This window comes from Mesorhizobium loti (assembly GCF_013170705.1).
Taxonomy (GTDB): Bacteria; Pseudomonadota; Alphaproteobacteria; order Rhizobiales; family Rhizobiaceae; genus Mesorhizobium; species Mesorhizobium loti_D.
In genome coordinates this window covers 107,836-124,686 of the sequence record NZ_CP033334.1, presented here as the reverse complement: position 1 = coordinate 124,686, position 16,851 = coordinate 107,836, and the positions used below count along the sequence as shown (strand labels likewise).

The following is a 16,851-nucleotide window of genomic DNA, read 5'->3' as shown; positions in this document are numbered from 1 at the left end:
AAACGGGGCGGCGCCACAAGGTGCCGCCCCACCTCGCCCGCCATGCTGCGTTATATCCTCGGCAAGCTCGCCCTCATCATCCCGACCTTCATCGGGATAACCATCCTCGCTTTTGGCTTCGTGCGCATCCTGCCCGGTGATCCGGTGCTGGTGCTCGCGGGCGAACGTGGCCTGTCGCCCGAACGTCACACGGCACTGATGCACCAGTTCGGTTTCGACCTGCCGATCTGGCAGCAATATCTGACCTATCTGACCAACATCCTCAGCGGCGATTTCGGCACCTCGTTTTCCACCAAGACGCCGGTGCTGAAGGATTTCTTGGTGCGGTTCCCGGCAACGGTCGAACTCGCCATCTTCGCCATGATCTTCGCCGTCGTCTTCGGCGTCGCCTTCGGCATCTTCGCCGCGATCCGCCGTGGCTCCTGGTTCGACCAACTCACCATGGGCACCGCGCTGGCCGGCTATTCCATGCCGATCTTCTGGTGGGGGCTGCTGCTGATCATCGTCTTTTCCGGCACGCTGCACTGGACGCCGGTCTCCGGCCGCATCGACCTACTCTACTTCTTCAAGCCGGTGACCGGCTTCATGACCATCGATTCCCTGATTTCCGGGCAGAAGGGCGCATTCCGCTCGGCGGTGTCGCACCTCATCCTGCCGACCATCGTGCTCGGCACCATCCCGCTGGCGGTCATCGCCAGGCAGACGCGCTCGGCCATGCTCGAAGTGCTGGGCGAGGATTATGTTCGTACCGCGCGTGCCAAGGGCCTGGCGCCGCGCCGCGTCATCGGCCTGCATGCCTTCCGCAACGCGCTGATCCCGGTCGTCACCACCATCGGCCTGCAGGTCGGCACGCTGCTCACCGGCGCCATCCTGACCGAGAGCATCTTCTCCTGGCCAGGCATCGGCAAATGGATGATCGACGCCATTTCCAAGCGCGACTATTTCACCGTCCAGGGCGGGTTGCTTCTGATCGCGCTGATCGTCATGTCGGTGAACCTCATCGTCGACGTGCTCTACGCCGTCATCAACCCGCGCATACGGGCCAATTGACATGACCAACGAAGGCCCAGCCACCGTCGAAGCCGCCACCGTCGTCAAGCCGCAGGACGCGCGGCTGCAGATGTTCGCGGAATTCTGGCATTACTTCTCCATCAACAAGGGCGCGGTGATAGGCCTCTTCGTCTTCGCGCTGCTGATCCTGGTCGCGCTCTTCGCGCCGCTGCTCGCCCCGCATTCGCCTGACGATCAGTTCCGTGACTTCTTCCTGACGCCGCCGGCCTGGCAGGCGGGCGGCAATGCGCAGTTCCTGCTCGGCACCGACGCCGTCGGCCGCGATATGCTGTCGCGCCTGATCTACGGCTCACGCTTCTCGCTGGCCATCGGCTTCGTCGTCGTGACCACGGCGCTGATCTCCGGCGTCATCCTCGGCCTGCTCGCCGGTTATTGCCGCGGTTGGGTCGATACGCTGATCATGCGCATCATGGACATCATCCTGGCCTTCCCGTCGCTGCTTCTGGCGCTGGTGCTGGTCGCGGTCCTTGGCCCTGGCCTCGTCAATGCCATGATCGCCATCGCCTTCGTGCTGCAACCGCATTTCGCGCGGCTCACCCGCGCCGCCGTGATGGCGGAAAAGAACCGCGAATATGTAATCTCGGCCAAGGTTGCCGGCGCCAGCCATCTCAGGCTGATGCTGGTTACCATCCTGCCCAACTGCATCGCGCCTTTGATCGTCCAGGCGACGCTGTCCTTCTCCAACGCCATTCTCGAGGCGGCCGCGCTCGGCTTCCTCGGCATGGGCGCGCAGCCGCCGACGCCGGAATGGGGCACCATGCTTGCCGAAGCACGTGAGTTCATCCTGCGCGCCTGGTGGGTGGTGACCTTCCCCGGCCTCGCCATCCTGATCACCGTCTTCGCCATCAACCTGATCGGCGACGGTCTGCGCGATGCGCTCGACCCCAAGCTGAAGAGGTCGTGAGCATGCCCCTGCTCGAGATCAAGAACCTCACCGTTTCCTTCGACACCGCGGCCGGACCGTTCATGGCCGTGCAAGGCATCGACCTTTCGATCGAACCGCGCGAGGTGCTGGCGATCGTCGGCGAGTCCGGTTCCGGCAAATCGGTGTCGATGCTGGCGGTGATGGGGCTGTTGCCCAATACGGCGACGGTCAGGGCCGACCGCATGGCCTTCGACGGCGTCGATCTGTTGAAGCTCAGTCCGTCCGAACGGCGCAAGATCGTCGGCAAGGACATTTCGATGATCTTCCAGGAACCGATCGCCAGCCTTAATCCGTGCTTCACGGTCGGCTTCCAGATCGAGGAGGTTCTGCGCTTCCACATGGGCATGGATCGCGCTCAGCGCCGGGCGCGGGCCATCGAACTGATGAAGCTGGTCGGCATTGCCGATCCGGAGGAACGGCTGAGCTCGTTTCCGCACCAGATGTCGGGCGGCCAGTGCCAGCGCGTCATGATCGCCATCGCCATTGCCTGCAATCCCAAGCTGTTGATCGCCGACGAGCCGACGACCGCGCTCGACGTCACCATCCAGAAGCAGATCCTCGATCTCCTGGTCTCGTTGCAGGCCAAATACGGCATGGGCCTGATCATGATCACCCACAATATGGGCGTGGTCGCCGAGACCGCCGACCGCGTCATCGTCCAGTACAAGGGCCGCAAGATGGAAGAGGCCGACGTGCTGTCGCTGTTTGAATCGCCGAAGAGCAACTACACGCGCGCGTTGCTGTCGGCTCTGCCGGAAAACGCCGTCGGCGACCGGCTGCCGACCGTGTCCGACATGCTGTTCGAGCCGGCTCCCTCTGCCGCGGGAGCCTCCGCATGAGCACTACGGTTCTCGAAGGCAAGAACATCGTTCGCGACTATCACATCGGCGGCGGCCTGTTCACCGGACCGCGCACCGTGCATGCGGTCAAGGGCGTCTCCTTCACCGTGGACAAGGGCAAGACGCTCGCCATCGTCGGCGAAAGCGGCTGCGGCAAGTCCACGCTTGCCCGCATCATCACGTTGATCGATCCGGCGACGGCGGGCGATCTGTTCATCGACGGCAACAAGGTCGACATCGCCAGGGGCGGATTGACCAAGGAGATGCGCCGCAAGGTGCAGATCGTCTTCCAGAACCCCTACGGCTCGCTCAATCCGCGCCAGAAGATCGGCGACGTGCTGGGCGAGCCGCTGCTGATCAACACCGACAAATCGGCCGCCGAGCGGCGTGACCTCGCCATGAAGATGCTGAAGAAGGTCGGCCTCGGTCACGAGCATTACAACCGCTATCCGCACATGTTCTCGGGCGGCCAGCGCCAGCGCATCGCCATCGCCCGCGCGCTGATGTTGAACCCGAGCCTCTTGGTGCTAGACGAGCCGGTCTCAGCGCTCGATCTTTCGGTGCAGGCGCAGGTGCTCAATCTGCTCGCCGACCTGCAGGACGAATTCCAACTGACCTATGTCTTCATCAGCCACGATCTGTCCGTGGTGCGCTACATCGCCGACGATGTGATGGTGATGTATTTCGGCGAGGCGGTCGAATACGGCTCGCGCGACGAGGTGTTTTCCGACCCCAAGCACAGCTACACCCGGACGTTGTTCGCCGCGACCCCGCGCGCCGACGTCGCTTCGATCAAGGCGCGGTTGGCGAAGAAGAAGGCGGCCGCCTGAGGCTGCGAGCCGCAGCCGTCAGGCGCCCTTCGTCCATCAGGAAAGCTTTGTGATGATGGCGCGCAGCGCCTCGCCGAAGCGGTGGATCTCCTCGACCGTGTTGTAGTGGACCAACGAGGCGCGGATGGCGCCGCTGTCCATCGACAGGTTGAGGCGCTTCATCAGGCGTGGCGCGTACATGTGTCCGTCGCGGATGCCGATCTGCATTTCGGCCATCTCCTCGACGATCCTTTGCGGCGACAGCTTGCCGATGTTGAAGCAGAAGGTCGGCACGCGCTCGTTGATGCGCGCCTCGTCCGCGACGCCGTAGATGGTCGCGCCGCAGCCCTTGAGCACGCCAAGCATCTCGCGCGCCAGAACCAGCTCGTAGTCGCGGATTGCTGTCATGCCGGCAACGATGTTTTCGCGCCGCGAGCGATTGTTGGAGGGCGCGAGATTGCGGCCGATCAGTTCCAGATACTGCACGGCCGCGTCCATGCCGGAGACATTCTCGTAGATGAAGGTGCCGGCCTCGACCTTGTAAGGTGGTTCGTCCGGAATGAAATCCTCGCGGAAGGTCGGCAGCCGCTTCAGCGTGTCGAAGCGGCCCCAGAGGAAGCCCATATGCGGCGAGAAGTTCTTGTAGCCGGAGCAGACGAGGTAGTCGCAATCCCAGGCCTGCACGTCGATCAGCCCATGTGGTCCGTAATGCACGCAGTCGAGGAACACTTCGGCACCGGCCGCATGCGCGATCTTGGCCACGGAAGCCACATCGACGATCGAGCCGATCGAATGCGCCGTCACCGTGCAGGCTACGAGGCGGGTGCGGTCGGAAACCAGCGGGCGCAGATCGTCGACATGCAGGTTGCCGTCCTCGCGCATGCGCCACCACTTGAATTTCGCCCCGGCCGATTCCAGCGCCAGCCAGGTGGCGATGTTGGCGTCATGGTCCATGTCGGTGATGACGATCTCGTCGCGTTCTCCAAGCATCTGGCCAATGCCGAGGCTGACGAGGCGGATGAAGGAGGTGGCGTTCATGCCGAAGCAGATTTCCGCCGGGCTGTAGGCGTTGATCAGCAGCGCTACGCTTGTGCGAGCATCGGCGACCGACTGGTCGACGGTGACGCTGCGGCCATAGCGGCCGCCGCGCTGCACATTGTGCGAGACAAGGTGGTTGGTCACCGCGTCGAGCACGCTCTGCGGAATCTGCGCGCCGGCGGCGTTGTCCAGGAAGATGAAATCGCCGGCCCGCTGCAGGGCGGGAAACATGGCCCGGATTGTGGCGACGGGGAAGCCGTCGGTGGCGTGGGGATTGCTCAAGGGATGTCTCCTGCGGAGTGCTATGGCGAACGGTCTGATGGTCAGCGCGTCTTTTCGGTCTTGAAGCGGGCTTCAAGCAGGCTGACGAGGCGCACCATCGGCCAGAGGAAGATGAGATAGACGAGTGCCGCGCCGATCAGCGGCGAGGGGTTGGCGTAGAGCGACTGCGCGTTGGTCGCCTCCTTCAAGAGTTCCGGCAGCGCCACGGTCGAGGCGAGCGAGGTGTCCTTGAACATCGAGACGCAGTTGCTGGTCATCGGCGGGATGACCACGCGCACCGCCTGCGGCAGCACCACCTTGCGCAAGGTCAAAAGGAACGGCAGGCCGAGCGCTTGCGACGCCTCGAACTGGCCGCGCGGAATGCTCTCTATGCCGGATCGGAAGACTTCCGCCGAATAGGCCGACATGATGATGGCGAACGCCGTCACCGCGGACGCCCAGGACGACAGGCGTATGCCGAGGAAGGGCAGCGCGTAGTAGATCAGGATCAGCACCACCAGCACCGGCAAGGCGCGGAAGATGTCGGTGTAGCCGACGGCCAGCCACCGCAGCGGCTTTGGCGCATAGAGCCGCAGCAGGCTGATCACCAGGCCGATCGGAATGCCGATGCCGATGCTGAGCAGGCCGAGCAGCAGCGTGTTCAGGAAGCCGCGCAGCAGCGCGGGCAGGCTCGACGCGATGACGTCGGCGTTGAAGAAGGTGTCGATCAGCGACATGGGAGCGTTCCCGAACCGTTTTGCGTCCCGTGACGCTGGAGCAGGGCCCGGAAACACCGAAAGCGGCTTTGCCGCGCTGACCTGTGGCTCCGGGGAAGGATCATCAATGAAAACGAGGCGTGCCGGCCTTTTGAGCCGGCACGCCCCTGTTCTCGGTCGCCGCTCAGGCCTTCGGCATCGGCATTTCCTTGACGGTCGACGAGTCGGCCGGCGCGTCGCTGCCGAACCACTTCTTGTGGATCGCGGCCAGCGTGCCGTCCTTCTTCATCGCCGTCAGCGCGTCGTTGAGCTTGCCGAGCAGCGGGTGGTCCTTGGTCATCATCAGTCCGTACTGTTCGCCGGTCTTGATGCGCTGCTTCACCTTCAGGTCCTTCATCTTGGTGAAGGAGTATTCCATGCCCGGAATGTCGCTGACGGCGGCATCGACGCGGCCGGCGCTGAGGTCGAGCAAAAGGTTCTGCTGCGTGTCATAGCCCTTCACGTCGCTGAAGCCATCGGCTTCCTGATGCGCCTTGACCCAGGTCTCGCCGGTCGAGCCGGACAGCACGCCGACGATCTTACCCTTGAGGTCGGCCTCGGTGTTGACAGCGCTATCGGTCTTGGTGGCGATGCCCATGTCGGAATCATAATAGGGCTGCGTGAAGGACTGCGACTTCAGCCGCTCCGGGGTGATGGTGATCGAGGAGATGGCGACATCGATACGCTTCGAGGTGGTGGCCGCAAACAGCGCCTGGAAGCCGAGATCGGCGATGTCGGTGGTCATGCCGATGCGCTTGGCCGCTTCGTTGACGATATCGACTTCAAAGCCCTCGAAAGTGCCGCTCTCGTTCTTGTATTCGAAGGGCGGATTGGTCGGGTAGGCGCCGACATTGAGCACATCGGCGGCATGGGCGGTGGCGGGGCCGGCGGCGATGCCGATGGCTGCAGCGAGCAGGATGAGATTGCGACGGGTGAGCTTCATTGGTCGTCCCTCTGGGGTATTCCCTCTGGTTGTTGATCGGGCGGGCTGGCCCCGCACGGTTTCTTGCCGTCCCACCTCCCAGCGGGGCGTCAATTCATGGCAGCGACCATGCGGTCGAGCGCGGTCGCTATCTGGTCGCGGTCACGGCAGACGCACATGCGCAGGAATGCCGTCGCCGAGCTTCCAAAGAGATGGCCGGGCGCCAGCCCGACGCGCGCCGTCTCCAGGATTTTGGCGCAGGCGCGACTGGCATCGCTTTCGCCTTCCATGGCAAAGAAGGCATACATGCCGCCACGCGGTTTCGTCGGCAAAATGACGCCCGGAATCTGTGCCAGCCTGATATAGGCGAGGTCGAGGCCGGTTCTGATCCGCTGCCGAATTTCTTCGACCAGTGGCTCGCCCTGGCGAATTGCGGCAACGGCGCCAGCCTGGATAGGAGCGGCGGTGCCGCTGTTGACGTATTGGGTCATGGCGCCGAGCTGGTCGGCCACTCCCGATGGATGCGTCAGCCAGCCGATACGCCAGCCGGTCATGGCCCAGGCCTTGGAGAAGCTGTTGACCGACAGCACCCGGTCGCCGTCCTCGGCGATCTGCAGGATCGAGGGCGCGACGTCGCCGTCGAGATAGAGCCGGCCATAGACCTCGTCGGAAATGATCCAGATGCCGGTGCGCCGGCTGAAATCAAGCAGGGCCCGCATCTCCTCGGCCGAGGCGGTCCAGCCGGTCGGGTTGGACGGCGTCGACAGGAAGATGGCGCGGGTGCGGGCGTCGCAGCTGGCGAACAGCCTGTCGAGGTCGAGCCGCCAGTCACCCTCGAAGTCGAGCGAAAACGGCCGTGGCTCGCCGCCGATCAGGTGGATGGCGTTGTGGATGTTGGGCCATTGCGGCGCGACGTAGACGACGTTTGTGCCGGTATCGACCAGCAGTTCCAGTGCAAGGTACAGCGCCTGCATGCCGCCCGGCGTGACGGTGGTTCGTGTGATCGGGATCGGCCGGCGGTGGATGCGCGTCTGGTATTCCGACAGCGCTTCATTCAGAGCCCCGAGCCCGCGCATGTTCGGCACGTAGAAAGTCTGACCTTCGTCGAAGGCCGCCTTGGCCGCGTCGCGGATGAAGGCGGGCGTCACCATGTCGCCTTCGCCGTACCAGAGCGCGATGACGTCGCCCAATTCACGCGCGCGCACGGCAAGGTTGGCGATGTTTTCGGTATGGAGATCACGGATCTGCGCGCGGACGCCATCAAAAGCATAGCGCGCGCTGGACGATGACTGGGGCAGCATGAACGACAAGGACTGAACCCCTCCCACCCGAAGCACTGCGATGAACTGGCCGGCAACCCCTCCGGCATCGCGGTCGCCATCGATCCTTGGATGCTATCCAAAGTGCGGCACTTTTCAAGGCGAAAGTTTTAAGCTTAAAAAGTTTGGGCGGCCTGTTGCCCTGCCGATACGCCTTTTTTGCCCCGATGCGCACGTTTCATGCCAATTCGTCGCGCGCCGCGGCAAAGTTGGCCGCCGCGCCGGCACCCAGAAACATCGTGTCGCTGGCCAGCACGAAGAAACTCGCACCGATGGCTGCCCAACGGCCGATCGTCTGTGGACTGGCGCAAAATATGCCTGCTGTCTTGCCATGTGCGATCGTGGCAGAAATGATCGTCCGGATCGCCGCATTGAGCTTATCGGCGCCTTGCGGTCCGATCGCGTCGATCGACACCGAAAGGTCGCCGGGGCCGACGAAGATCACGTCGACGCCGTCGACCGCCGCGATCGCGTCGATGTTGGCGAGCCCCTCCGCTGTCTCGACCTGGACCGCGACGACGGTTCTGTCGTTGGCACCGGCAAGATATTCGGGAATACGATAGCCATAGCCGGCGGCCCGACCGGGTCCGACGCCTCGCTCGCCCTGTGGCGGATAGCGCGAGGCTTTCACTGTTGCTTCGGCCTGGGCAGCGGTCGAGACGCGCGGCACCAGCACGCCTTGCGCGCCGCTGTCCAGCGCCGCCTGGATGGCTTCCGGCGCATGGCCGGGAACACGCACCATCGCCGGCACGCGATGCACGTCTGCGGCTCGCACCATGGTCTCGATCATGTCGCGCGAAATCTGGGCGTGCTCCCAGTCGATGCAGAGGAAGTCGAGGCCGGATAGCGCCATCACTTCGACCGCAACGGGATGGGGAATGGCGGCAAAGGAACCGACGAGGCCCGTCTTGCCGAGGCATTTCTGGCGGAACTCGCTCATGTCCATCCTCTTTTTCGACCTGCCCAAATCCATATCCGCAAACGACCGCGAGGCGAAGCTATTTCAGGCTTGAAATATTCTGGCGCGGGCCTAGCGTGTAGCCTCCCGCCACGAGTTCCCGAGATGATCAAAGCGCATCCCTTGCACCGCCCGAACAAACTGAAGCTCGGCGTCTTCTCGACCAATGCCGACGGGGGGCTTGCGATCACCGATGTGCCGGAACGCTGGACGGCGAGTTGGCAGGACAATCTGACGGCGGCGCAAATCGCCGATCGCGCCGGGCTGGAGTTTCTGCTGCCGATCGCCCGCTGGCGCGGCTTTGGCGGCCGCAACAAGGTGCGCGAATGGTCGTTCGAGACCTTCACCTGGGCGGCGGCTCTGGCGGTGGCCACTGAACAGATCGGCCTGTTCATGACCGTGCATGTGCCGCTGGTGCATCCGCTTTATGCCGCCAAGGCGCTGGCGACCGTCGACCACGTCAGCCAAGGTCGCGCCGGCCTCAACATCGTCTGCGGCTGGAACCCGAAGGAGTTCGGCATGTTCGGCACGCCGCTCGTCGAAAAGGGCTACGACCAGGCGGCCGAATGGATCGAAATCCTCGAAAAGCTTTATGCCTCTCCCGAGCCTCTCGACTATGAAGGCACCTACTATCGTCTCAAGGAAGCGGTCAGCCGGCCGGCCAGTGTGCAGACCCCGCGTCCGGTGACCATGAACGCCGCATTCGGCGGTCCGGGCCGCGATTTCGCCGCCGCCCGGTGCGACTATCTGTTCACGACTTTTTCCGAAATGAGCGATGCCGGCAAACATGTCGCCGACATCCGCGAACGGGCCGACAAGGTCGGCCGCGATGTCGGTGTCTATACGGTGGCGCACGCCGTCTGCCGCCCGACGATGGAAGAGGCGCAGGCCTATTATAACAGATACGCGGTCGATCTGGCCGACCATGACGCGGTCGATGCCCATATGGCCGGCAAGAAGGAATTCTCGCAGTCGCACGACCCGCACGCCTATGACCGCTACCGCCAGCGCTTCGCCGGCGGCGCCGGCACCTATCCCCTGATTGGAACCCCGGAAACGATCGCCGCCGACATGGCCGCCATTGCCGGCCACGGCTATCAGGGCATCGCGCTTTCCTTCGTCAACTACACGCAGGAACTCCCCTATTTCTGCGACCACGTGCTGCCGCTGCTGAGGCAGACAGGCCTTCGCGGGTAATGACGACAGATTAATCCGGTATGACCGCGGTCGCCTGGATCTCCACCTTGGCGCGATCCTCGACCAGTGCCACCACCTGCATGGCGGCCATCGCCGGAAAATGCCGGCCGATCACCTCGCGATAGGCTTCGCCGATGCCCCTGAGATTGGCCAGATATTCGGTCTTGTCGGTGAAATACCAGGTCATCGAGGTGATGTGCTGAGGCGTGGCGCCCGCCTCCGCCAGCACCGCAACGATGTTTTCCAGTGTCTGTTTCGCCTGGCCGACAAAGTCGTCGGTCTCGAACTGGCACTGCCCGTTCCAGCCGACCTGTCCGCCGACGAAGATGAGACGCCCACGCGCCGCGACGCCATTGGCGTAGCCGACCGGTTTGGCCCAGCCTTCCGGCTGCAGAACCTCGTGCATTTCAAGCCTCCCCGTATTCCAGAAACCAAGTGTCAAAATTGAATGCCGTCAATGCCGCTGTCAGCCCGCGCTCATCACTTGCCTGGCGATGACCACCTTCTGCACGTCGGATGCGCCCTCGTAGATGCGCAGGGCGCGGATCTCGCGATACAGGCTCTCGACGATATGGCCCTTGCGGACGCCGTCGCCGCCATGCAACTGCACCGCTTTGTCGATCACATCTTGCGCCTTGTCGGTGGCGAACAGCTTGGCCATCGCCGCCTCGCGCGTGACCCGCGCCGCGCCCATGTCCTTGGTCCAGGCGGCGCGGTAGACCAGAAGCGCCGCCGCGTCGACGTCGAGCGCCATGTCGGCGACATGCCCCTGCACCATCTGCAATTCGGCCATCGGCGCGCCGAACAGTTTGCGCTCGGCCACCCTTTTGATGCTTTCATCGAGCGCCCGGCGGGCAAAGCCGAGCGCTGCTGCGCCAACCGTCGAACGGAACACGTCCAGCACCGACATGGCGATGCGGAAGCCGTCGCCGGGCTTGCCGATCAAAGCCAAGGCCGGCAGCCGGACCTGGTCGAAGGACAACCGCGCCAGCGGATGCGGCGCGATCACTTCGAGGCGCTCGGCGATGCCGAGGCCCTTGGCATCACCCGGCACCAGGAAGGCCGAGATCCCCTTGGCGCCCGGCGCCTCGCCGGTGCGGGCAAAGACGACATAGAGGTCGGCGATGCCACCATTGGAAATCCAGGTCTTCTCACCTGTCAGGATGTAGCTGTCGCCATCGTGGGTCGCCGTCATCTCGGTGTTGGCGACATCCGATCCCGACCGCGGCTCCGACAGGGCAAAGGCCGATATCGCCTTGCCGGCACGCGTCTTGGCCAGCCATTGCTGCTGGTTCGGTGTGCCGAACAGGCTGAGCGCTCCTGTGCCCAGTCCCTGCATGGCGAAGGCGAAATCGGCGAGCCCGTCATAGCGCGCCAGCGTCTCGCGCGTGATGCACAAGGTGCGCACGTCGAGCGGCCCCGGATTGTCGGTGTCAACAGCCGTCGGCTTCAGCCAGCCGTCGCGGCCGAGCTTCGCCACCAACTCGCGGCAGGCGGCGTCGACATCATGGTGATCGACCGGCAGGTTCTTGGCGCACCATGCCTCCAGGCGCTCGGCCAACTCGCGATGACGGTCTTCGAAGAACGGCCAGTTGAGGAAACTCTTGTCAGCCATCAATTGCCCTCGAACATCGGCTTTTCCTTGGCCACGAATGCCTTGTAGGCGCGTTCGAAATCGCGCGTCTGCATGCAGATCGCCTGCGCCTGGGCTTCCGCCTCGATGGCCTGGTCGAGGCCCATCGACCATTCCTGGTTGAGCTGCGTCTTGGTGATGCCGTGGGCGAAGGTCGGGCCGGAGACGATGCGCGCCGCCATGTCGAGCGCGTCGGCTTCGAGCGCTGCCGCATCGACCAGCCTGTTGTAGAAGCCCCAGCGCTCGCCCTCGGCCGCCGTCATGGTGCGGCCGGTGTAGAGCAGTTCGGCGGCGCGGCCCTGGCCGATGATGCGCGGCAGGATCGCGCAGGCGCCCATGTCGCAGCCGGCTAGGCCGACGCGGGTGAACAGGAACGCGGTCTTGGCTTCCGGCGTGGCGATGCGGATGTCGGAACTCATGGCGATGATGGCGCCGGCGCCGACCGCGACACCGTCGACCGCGGCAATGATCGGCTTGCCGCAATTCAGCATCGCTTTGACGAAATCGCCGGTCATGCGGGTGAAGGCCAGAAGCTGCTTCATGTCCATCTTGACCAGCGGGCCGATAATATCGTGGACATCGCCGCCGGAGCAGAAATTGCCGCCATTGGAGAGGAACACCACGGCGTCGACATCGTCGGCATAGACAAGGTCGCGGAATGTGTCGCGTAGTTCCGCATAGCTGTCGAAGGTCAGCGGGTTCTTGCGCTCCGGCCGGTCGAGCCGGACCTTGGCGATCCTGCCCTCAACCTCCCAGAGGAAATGTTTCGGCTTGAGGCCGGCCATTCCGGTCATTCGCGTCCCTCCCAGTTGCTGCGGAACGAGGTCAGCATGCCGGTCAGCCGGCGCGCATCTTCCTCGCTGACCTTGCCCAGCAATTCGCCGATCCAGCCCTCATGCGCCGCGGCGATGGTGGCGAAGGATTTGGTGCCTTCCTCCGTCAGCCGCACCATCGAGGTGCGGCGGTCGCCATTGCGGCGGGCGCGGGCGACCAGCCCTTCCGAAACCAGCCGGTCGACAATGCCGGTGACATTGCCGTTGGAGACCAGCAGGAAGCGCGACAGGTCGCTCATCAGCATGCCTTCGGGGGCGCGGTAGAGGGCTGCCATCACATCGAAGCGCGGCAGGGTCGTATCGAATTCCTTCTTCAGGCGCTCGCGCAGTTCGGCCTCGATCGTGCGCGAGGCACGCAGCAGCCTGATCCACAGGCGCAGCCTGTCCTTGCCGGGTCCCGACGGTGCGGGCAGGGGGCCGGCTACCATGTCTCGCCTCCTGAGATCGAAATTGCCTGTCCGGTGATCGATGCCGCCGCGTCGCCGCACAGCCACAGCACGGCGGCGGCGATCTCTTGCGGCTGGATGAAGCGGCCTTGCGGGTTGGTCGAGGCGAGGCTTGCCCGCGCCTCACCGGCCGAGCGGCCGGTCTTTTCGATGATGCGCTGGATGGACTCCTCCAGCATGTCGGTCTCGACGAAGCCCGGGCACACGGCGTTGACGGTGACGCCGGATTTCGCCGTCTCGGCGGCAAGCGCCCGCATCAGCCCGACGACGCCATGCTTGGCCGCGACATAAGGCGCCACATAGGCGTAGCCCTTCAATCCCGCCGTCGAGGCGATGAACACGATGCGGCCTGCCTTGCGCGCGGCCATCCCGGCCAACGCCGGCTTCACCGTCAGGAAGGCGCCGGTCAAATTGACGTCGAGCGTCTTCTGCCAGTCGGCGAGCGTGGTCTTGTGCGCCGGCGTGCTGCCGGCCATGCCGGCATTGGCGACGACGATGTCGAAGGCCCCGCGCGCGGTTTGCGCCGTCTCGTAGAGCGCGGCTATCGCCGCCTCGTTGGTGACATCGGCGGCGATGGCGAAGATGCGGTCGCTTTCGCCCGCAACCTTGGCAAGCTCGGCTTCACGGCGGCCGCAGATGGTCACATTGATGCCAGCGCCAGCCAGTGCCAGGGCGATGGCCCGACCGACGCCGGAGCCGCCGCCGGTGACCAGCGCGTGCTTGCCGGGGATCGCTGTTGCGGCAGTCATACTTTCAGCCCCGCGGCCGCATCGCGCTCCGCCAGCCGGTAGAGCTGGTCACGCCCGGGCAGGTAGGGATCGGGCCATTTGACGCCGCGGTCACCAAGCGTCACCGCCGCATGCAGCGTCCAGTAGGGGTCGGCAAGATGCGGCCGAGCCAGCGCCACCAGGTCGGCGCGGCCGGCCATCAGGATCGAATTGACATGGTCCGGCTCGTAGATGTTGCCGACCGCCATCGTCGCCATGCCGACCTCGTTGCGGATGCGGTCGGAAAAAGGCGTCTGGAACATGCGACCGTAGACCGGCTTTGCCAATGCCGAAGTCTGGCCGGCCGAGACGTCGCAGATGTCGACGCCGGCTTCTTGCAGCAGCCGCGCGATCTCGACCGCGTCGGCCGGTGTCACGCCTTCGATGCCGACCCAGTCATTGGCCGAGATGCGCATCGAGATCGGCTTGCCTGCCGGCCAGGCGGCACGCACCGCGTGGAAGATTTCGAGGGGGTAGCGCATGCGATTCTCAAGCGAACCGCCATAGACGTCCGTACGCCGGTTGGTGACCGGTGTGATGAAGGACGACAGCAGATAGCCGTGCGCGGCATGGATCTCCAGCATGTCGAAGCCGCAGCGGTCGACCATCTCGGCCGAAGCCACGAACTGGTCGCGCACCAGATCCATGTCGGCTCGGTCCATCGCCTTCGGGACCTGGTTTTCGGGCGACCATGCGACGGCCGATGCCGCCATGATCGGCCAGTTGCCCGAGGCCAGCGGCACGTCGGTGCCTTCCCAACCCAGCCGGGTCGAACCCTTGGCACCGGAATGGCCGATCTGCGCGCAGATCTTGGCCTCGGTCTCGGTATGGACGAAGTCGACCAGCCGCTTCCATGCCACCTCGTGCTCAGGCGCGTAGAAGCCGGGGCAGCCCGGCGTGATGCGCCCTTGCGGGCTGACGCAGGTCATCTCGATATAGACGAGGCCGGCGCCGCCCTTGGCGCGTTCGGCATAGTGGGTGAAATGCCAGTCGGTCGGGCAGCCGTCGACGGCCTTGTACTGCGCCATCGGCGAGACGACGACGCGGTTGTTGAGCCTGAGTTCGCGCAGCTTGAACGGCGCGAACATCGGCGCGCGGCGCAGCCTGTTGCCGCCGGCACCCGCCTGCCGCTGGAACCATTCCTCCGCGCCGCCCAGCCATTCGGCATCGCGCAGCCGCAAATTCTCGTGGCTGATGCGCTGCGAGCGTGTCAGCAGCGAATAATTGAACTGCACCGGGTCGAGGCCGAGATAGCGCTCGACCTCCTCGAACCATTCGAGCGAATTGCGCGCCGCCGATTGCAGCTTCAGCACCTCGGTGCGGCGGGCATCCTCATATTTACGGAACGCCGCATCGAGATCCGGCTCGGTCTCGACATAGTCGGCCAGCGCCACGGCACTTTCCAGCGCCAGCTTGGTGCCTGAGCCGATCGAGAAATGCGCCGATGCGGCGGCGTCGCCCATCAGTGCCAGGTTCTTGTACGACCAGCGCTCGCACAGCACGCGCGGGAAATTGATCCAGGCCGAACCCCTGATATGGTTGGCATTGGTCATGAGCGCATGGCCGCCGAGATGCTTGGCGAAGATGCGTTCGCATACCGCGATGGATTCCTGCTGCGTCATCGCGCCGAAGCCGAAAGCAGCCCAGGTCTGCTCGCTGCACTCGACGATGAAGGTCGCGGTGTCGCTGTCGAACTGGTAGGCGTGCGCCCACACCCAGCCATGCTCGGTCTTCTCGAAGATGAAGGTGAAGGCGTCGTCGAATTTCTGGTTGGTGCCGAGCCAGACGAACTTGCATTTGCGGGTGTCGATATCGGGCTTGAAGATGTCGACAAATGTGTTGCGCGCCCTGGAGTTCAGCCCGTCGGCGGCGACGACCAGGTCATGCGTCTCCATGTATGGCCTAGGGTCGGCGATATCGGTCTCGAACATCAGCTTGACGCCGAGTTCGCGGGCGCGGCGTTGCAGCAGGATCAACAGCCGCTTGCGGCCGATGCCGCAGAAGCCGTGGCCCGACGAGACCGTGCGCACGCCGTCATGGATGACGGCAATATCGTCCCAATAGGCAAAATGTTTCTTGATCCAGACGGCGCTGACCGGATCGTTCTTCGCGAGATTGTCGAGCGTTTCGGCCGACAGCACCACGCCCCAGCCGAATGTGTCGTCGGCGCGGTTGCGCTCAAACACCGTCACATCGTGGGCGGCGTCCCGGAGCTTCATCGAAATGGCAAAGTAGAGGCCGGCTGGTCCGCCGCCGAGAACCGCAACCTTCATGTGTGCGATCTCCTCTTCGCTTGCTGTGACCTCAAGTATCGCGCCGGCGGCAAGATATTTCAAGCTTAAAGTTTTATATCGAAATCATTGTGCTGATATTGGGCAGCGCGCTTGCGTCTCGAGCCGCAAGCGCGCGCCTGATGTCACTTCTCCGGATTCTTCGGGCTCCACAGCACGGTCTCGGCACCCTTCTCATAGGCCATGCCGTTGGGATAGCTGATCGCTTCCAGTTGAAGTCCCCAGGGCGCCTGGAAATAGAGAATGGTCTGGCCGGCGGCGGGGCCTTCCTTGACCGGCAAGGGGCCCATGCGCGTCTTGACGCCCTTGCCGTCGAGATAGGCTTTCGCCGCGGCGACATCATCGACATAGAAGGCGATGTGAAAACCGCCAATGTCGCTGTTCTTCGGCGTCAGGTTCTTCTGGTCGGGGGCGGTGTATTTGAACAACTCGATGTTCGACCCATAGCCGCAACGAACCATGGTGACCTGTTCGATGACAGCCTTGGGATCGACGCCCAGAAGATCCTGCATGAAGGTGCCCTTGTCGTCGGCGAACGGGCCGAAGGACATCGCCTTCTTGCAGCCGACCACTTCGGTGAAGAAGTCGACCGCCTGCTTCATGTCGGGAACGGTAATGCCGGTGTGATCGTGCCCGCGCATGCCGGGGATCGAATCCGCCGAGGCCATGCCGGCGCTGCCAAGGACAGCGGCGGCGAGCGTTGCGTTTCGAAGTATCGTTTTCATGTCAGTCCTCTCCATTGGCGGGACCTGGTTGTTTGCCGGTCGCACGTCCGAGGCCCGCTTTT

17 protein-coding genes are annotated in these 16,851 nt (G+C 64.1%); 5 read left to right on the top strand and 12 right to left on the bottom strand.

Features of this window, described 5'->3' with window-relative positions; all coding sequences use genetic code 11:
- Positions 1-42: 42 nt before the first annotated feature.
- The 4 genes from EB815_RS00585 (at position 43) to EB815_RS00570 (ending at position 3,665) form a co-directional block, all read left to right on the top strand.
- On the top strand, positions 43-1,050 hold the full coding sequence (locus EB815_RS00585) for an ABC transporter permease subunit (RefSeq protein ID WP_056569725.1): 1,008 nt from the start codon (positions 43-45) through the stop codon (positions 1,048-1,050).
- A 70-nt stretch (positions 1,051-1,120) separates the two neighbouring features.
- Entirely contained in the window at positions 1,121-1,975 is an 855-nt protein-coding gene (locus tag EB815_RS00580; RefSeq protein ID WP_171883339.1) for an ABC transporter permease subunit, read from the top strand.
- A 2-nt stretch (positions 1,976-1,977) separates the two neighbouring features.
- On the top strand, positions 1,978-2,835 hold the full coding sequence (locus EB815_RS00575) for an ABC transporter ATP-binding protein (RefSeq protein ID WP_056569729.1): 858 nt from the start codon (positions 1,978-1,980) through the stop codon (positions 2,833-2,835).
- On the top strand, positions 2,832-3,665 hold the full coding sequence (locus EB815_RS00570) for a dipeptide ABC transporter ATP-binding protein (RefSeq protein WP_056569731.1): 834 nt from the start codon (positions 2,832-2,834) through the stop codon (positions 3,663-3,665). Before EB815_RS00575 ends, EB815_RS00570 begins: the two co-directional genes overlap by 4 nt.
- Before the next feature lie 36 nt (positions 3,666-3,701).
- Here EB815_RS00570 and EB815_RS00565 read toward each other — a convergent pair whose 3' ends face one another.
- The 5 genes from EB815_RS00565 to EB815_RS00545 form a co-directional block, all read right to left on the bottom strand.
- Entirely contained in the window at positions 3,702-4,913 is a 1,212-nt protein-coding gene (locus tag EB815_RS00565) for a cysteine desulfurase-like protein (RefSeq protein ID WP_244494038.1), read from the bottom strand.
- 92 nt (positions 4,914-5,005) lie between these two features.
- Entirely contained in the window at positions 5,006-5,680 is a 675-nt protein-coding gene (locus EB815_RS00560) for an amino acid ABC transporter permease (RefSeq protein ID WP_056569735.1), read from the bottom strand.
- 163 nt (positions 5,681-5,843) lie between these two features.
- Positions 5,844-6,641 (bottom strand): ABC transporter substrate-binding protein, encoded by a 798-nt coding sequence (locus EB815_RS00555; RefSeq protein ID WP_056569737.1) that lies wholly within the window; start codon positions 6,639-6,641, stop codon positions 5,844-5,846.
- 89 nt (positions 6,642-6,730) lie between these two features.
- Positions 6,731-7,921, bottom strand: coding sequence for a pyridoxal phosphate-dependent aminotransferase (locus EB815_RS00550; protein ID WP_056569740.1), 1,191 nt, complete (start codon positions 7,919-7,921; stop codon positions 6,731-6,733).
- 196 nt (positions 7,922-8,117) lie between these two features.
- Positions 8,118-8,879 (bottom strand): HpcH/HpaI aldolase family protein, encoded by a 762-nt coding sequence (locus tag EB815_RS00545; protein WP_081295037.1) that lies wholly within the window; start codon positions 8,877-8,879, stop codon positions 8,118-8,120.
- A 123-nt stretch (positions 8,880-9,002) separates the two neighbouring features.
- Between EB815_RS00545 and EB815_RS00540 the strand changes: the two genes are divergently transcribed.
- Positions 9,003-10,094, top strand: coding sequence for an LLM class flavin-dependent oxidoreductase (locus EB815_RS00540; protein WP_065005407.1), 1,092 nt, complete (start codon positions 9,003-9,005; stop codon positions 10,092-10,094).
- Between the two features lie 10 nt (positions 10,095-10,104).
- Here EB815_RS00540 and EB815_RS00535 read toward each other — a convergent pair whose 3' ends face one another.
- The 7 genes from EB815_RS00535 to EB815_RS00505 form a co-directional block, all read right to left on the bottom strand.
- Positions 10,105-10,500, bottom strand: coding sequence for a RidA family protein (locus EB815_RS00535; protein WP_056569746.1), 396 nt, complete (start codon positions 10,498-10,500; stop codon positions 10,105-10,107).
- Positions 10,501-10,560: 60 nt separating this feature from the next.
- Positions 10,561-11,709 carry an acyl-CoA dehydrogenase family protein gene (locus EB815_RS00530; RefSeq protein ID WP_056569748.1) on the bottom strand — a complete coding sequence of 383 codons (1,149 nt, stop codon included), beginning with the start codon at positions 11,707-11,709 and terminating at the stop codon, positions 10,561-10,563.
- The gene (locus EB815_RS00525; RefSeq protein WP_056569750.1) at positions 11,709-12,521 is read right to left on the bottom strand and encodes an enoyl-CoA hydratase family protein; all 813 of its coding nucleotides are present in this window, start codon (positions 12,519-12,521) and stop codon (positions 11,709-11,711) included. The genes EB815_RS00530 and EB815_RS00525 overlap by 1 nt, the downstream gene beginning before the upstream one ends.
- Positions 12,518-12,988, bottom strand: a complete 471-nt coding sequence (locus EB815_RS00520; RefSeq protein ID WP_056569752.1) for a MarR family winged helix-turn-helix transcriptional regulator — start codon at positions 12,986-12,988, stop codon at positions 12,518-12,520. The genes EB815_RS00525 and EB815_RS00520 overlap by 4 nt, the downstream gene beginning before the upstream one ends.
- Positions 12,982-13,755, bottom strand: coding sequence for an SDR family NAD(P)-dependent oxidoreductase (locus EB815_RS00515; protein WP_056569754.1), 774 nt, complete (start codon positions 13,753-13,755; stop codon positions 12,982-12,984). Before EB815_RS00515 ends, EB815_RS00520 begins: the two co-directional genes overlap by 7 nt.
- Entirely contained in the window at positions 13,752-16,046 is a 2,295-nt protein-coding gene (locus EB815_RS00510; protein ID WP_056570424.1) for a bifunctional salicylyl-CoA 5-hydroxylase/oxidoreductase, read from the bottom strand. The genes EB815_RS00515 and EB815_RS00510 overlap by 4 nt, the downstream gene beginning before the upstream one ends.
- Positions 16,047-16,189: 143 nt before the next feature.
- Complete coding sequence (locus tag EB815_RS00505; RefSeq protein ID WP_056569755.1) at positions 16,190-16,789, bottom strand: VOC family protein; 600 nt, start codon at positions 16,787-16,789, stop codon at positions 16,190-16,192.
- Positions 16,790-16,851 lie beyond the last annotated feature (62 nt).

Bases quoted from the DNA above. Each gene is read 5' to 3' on its own strand.
- EB815_RS00585 (WP_056569725.1), top strand. From the start codon at position 43: ATGCTGCGTTATATCCTCGGCAAGCTCGCCCTCATCATCCCGACCTTC.
- EB815_RS00580 (WP_171883339.1), top strand. From the start codon at position 1,121: ATGTTCGCGGAATTCTGGCATTACTTCTCCATCAACAAGGGCGCGGTG.
- EB815_RS00575 (WP_056569729.1), top strand. From the start codon at position 1,978: ATGCCCCTGCTCGAGATCAAGAACCTCACCGTTTCCTTCGACACCGCG.
- EB815_RS00570 (WP_056569731.1), top strand. From the start codon at position 2,832: ATGAGCACTACGGTTCTCGAAGGCAAGAACATCGTTCGCGACTATCAC.
- EB815_RS00565 (WP_244494038.1), bottom strand. From the start codon at position 4,913: ATGTTTCCCGCCCTGCAGCGGGCCGGCGATTTCATCTTCCTGGACAAC.
- EB815_RS00560 (WP_056569735.1), bottom strand. From the start codon at position 5,680: ATGTCGCTGATCGACACCTTCTTCAACGCCGACGTCATCGCGTCGAGC.
- EB815_RS00555 (WP_056569737.1), bottom strand. From the start codon at position 6,641: ATGAAGCTCACCCGTCGCAATCTCATCCTGCTCGCTGCAGCCATCGGC.
- EB815_RS00550 (WP_056569740.1), bottom strand. From the start codon at position 7,921: ATGCTGCCCCAGTCATCGTCCAGCGCGCGCTATGCTTTTGATGGCGTC.
- EB815_RS00545 (WP_081295037.1), bottom strand. From the start codon at position 8,879: ATGAGCGAGTTCCGCCAGAAATGCCTCGGCAAGACGGGCCTCGTCGGT.
- EB815_RS00540 (WP_065005407.1), top strand. From the start codon at position 9,003: ATGATCAAAGCGCATCCCTTGCACCGCCCGAACAAACTGAAGCTCGGC.
- EB815_RS00535 (WP_056569746.1), bottom strand. From the start codon at position 10,500: ATGCACGAGGTTCTGCAGCCGGAAGGCTGGGCCAAACCGGTCGGCTAC.
- EB815_RS00530 (WP_056569748.1), bottom strand. From the start codon at position 11,709: ATGGCTGACAAGAGTTTCCTCAACTGGCCGTTCTTCGAAGACCGTCAT.
- EB815_RS00525 (WP_056569750.1), bottom strand. From the start codon at position 12,521: ATGACCGGAATGGCCGGCCTCAAGCCGAAACATTTCCTCTGGGAGGTT.
- EB815_RS00520 (WP_056569752.1), bottom strand. From the start codon at position 12,988: ATGGTAGCCGGCCCCCTGCCCGCACCGTCGGGACCCGGCAAGGACAGG.
- EB815_RS00515 (WP_056569754.1), bottom strand. From the start codon at position 13,755: ATGACTGCCGCAACAGCGATCCCCGGCAAGCACGCGCTGGTCACCGGC.
- EB815_RS00510 (WP_056570424.1), bottom strand. From the start codon at position 16,046: ATGAAGGTTGCGGTTCTCGGCGGCGGACCAGCCGGCCTCTACTTTGCC.
- EB815_RS00505 (WP_056569755.1), bottom strand. From the start codon at position 16,789: ATGAAAACGATACTTCGAAACGCAACGCTCGCCGCCGCTGTCCTTGGC.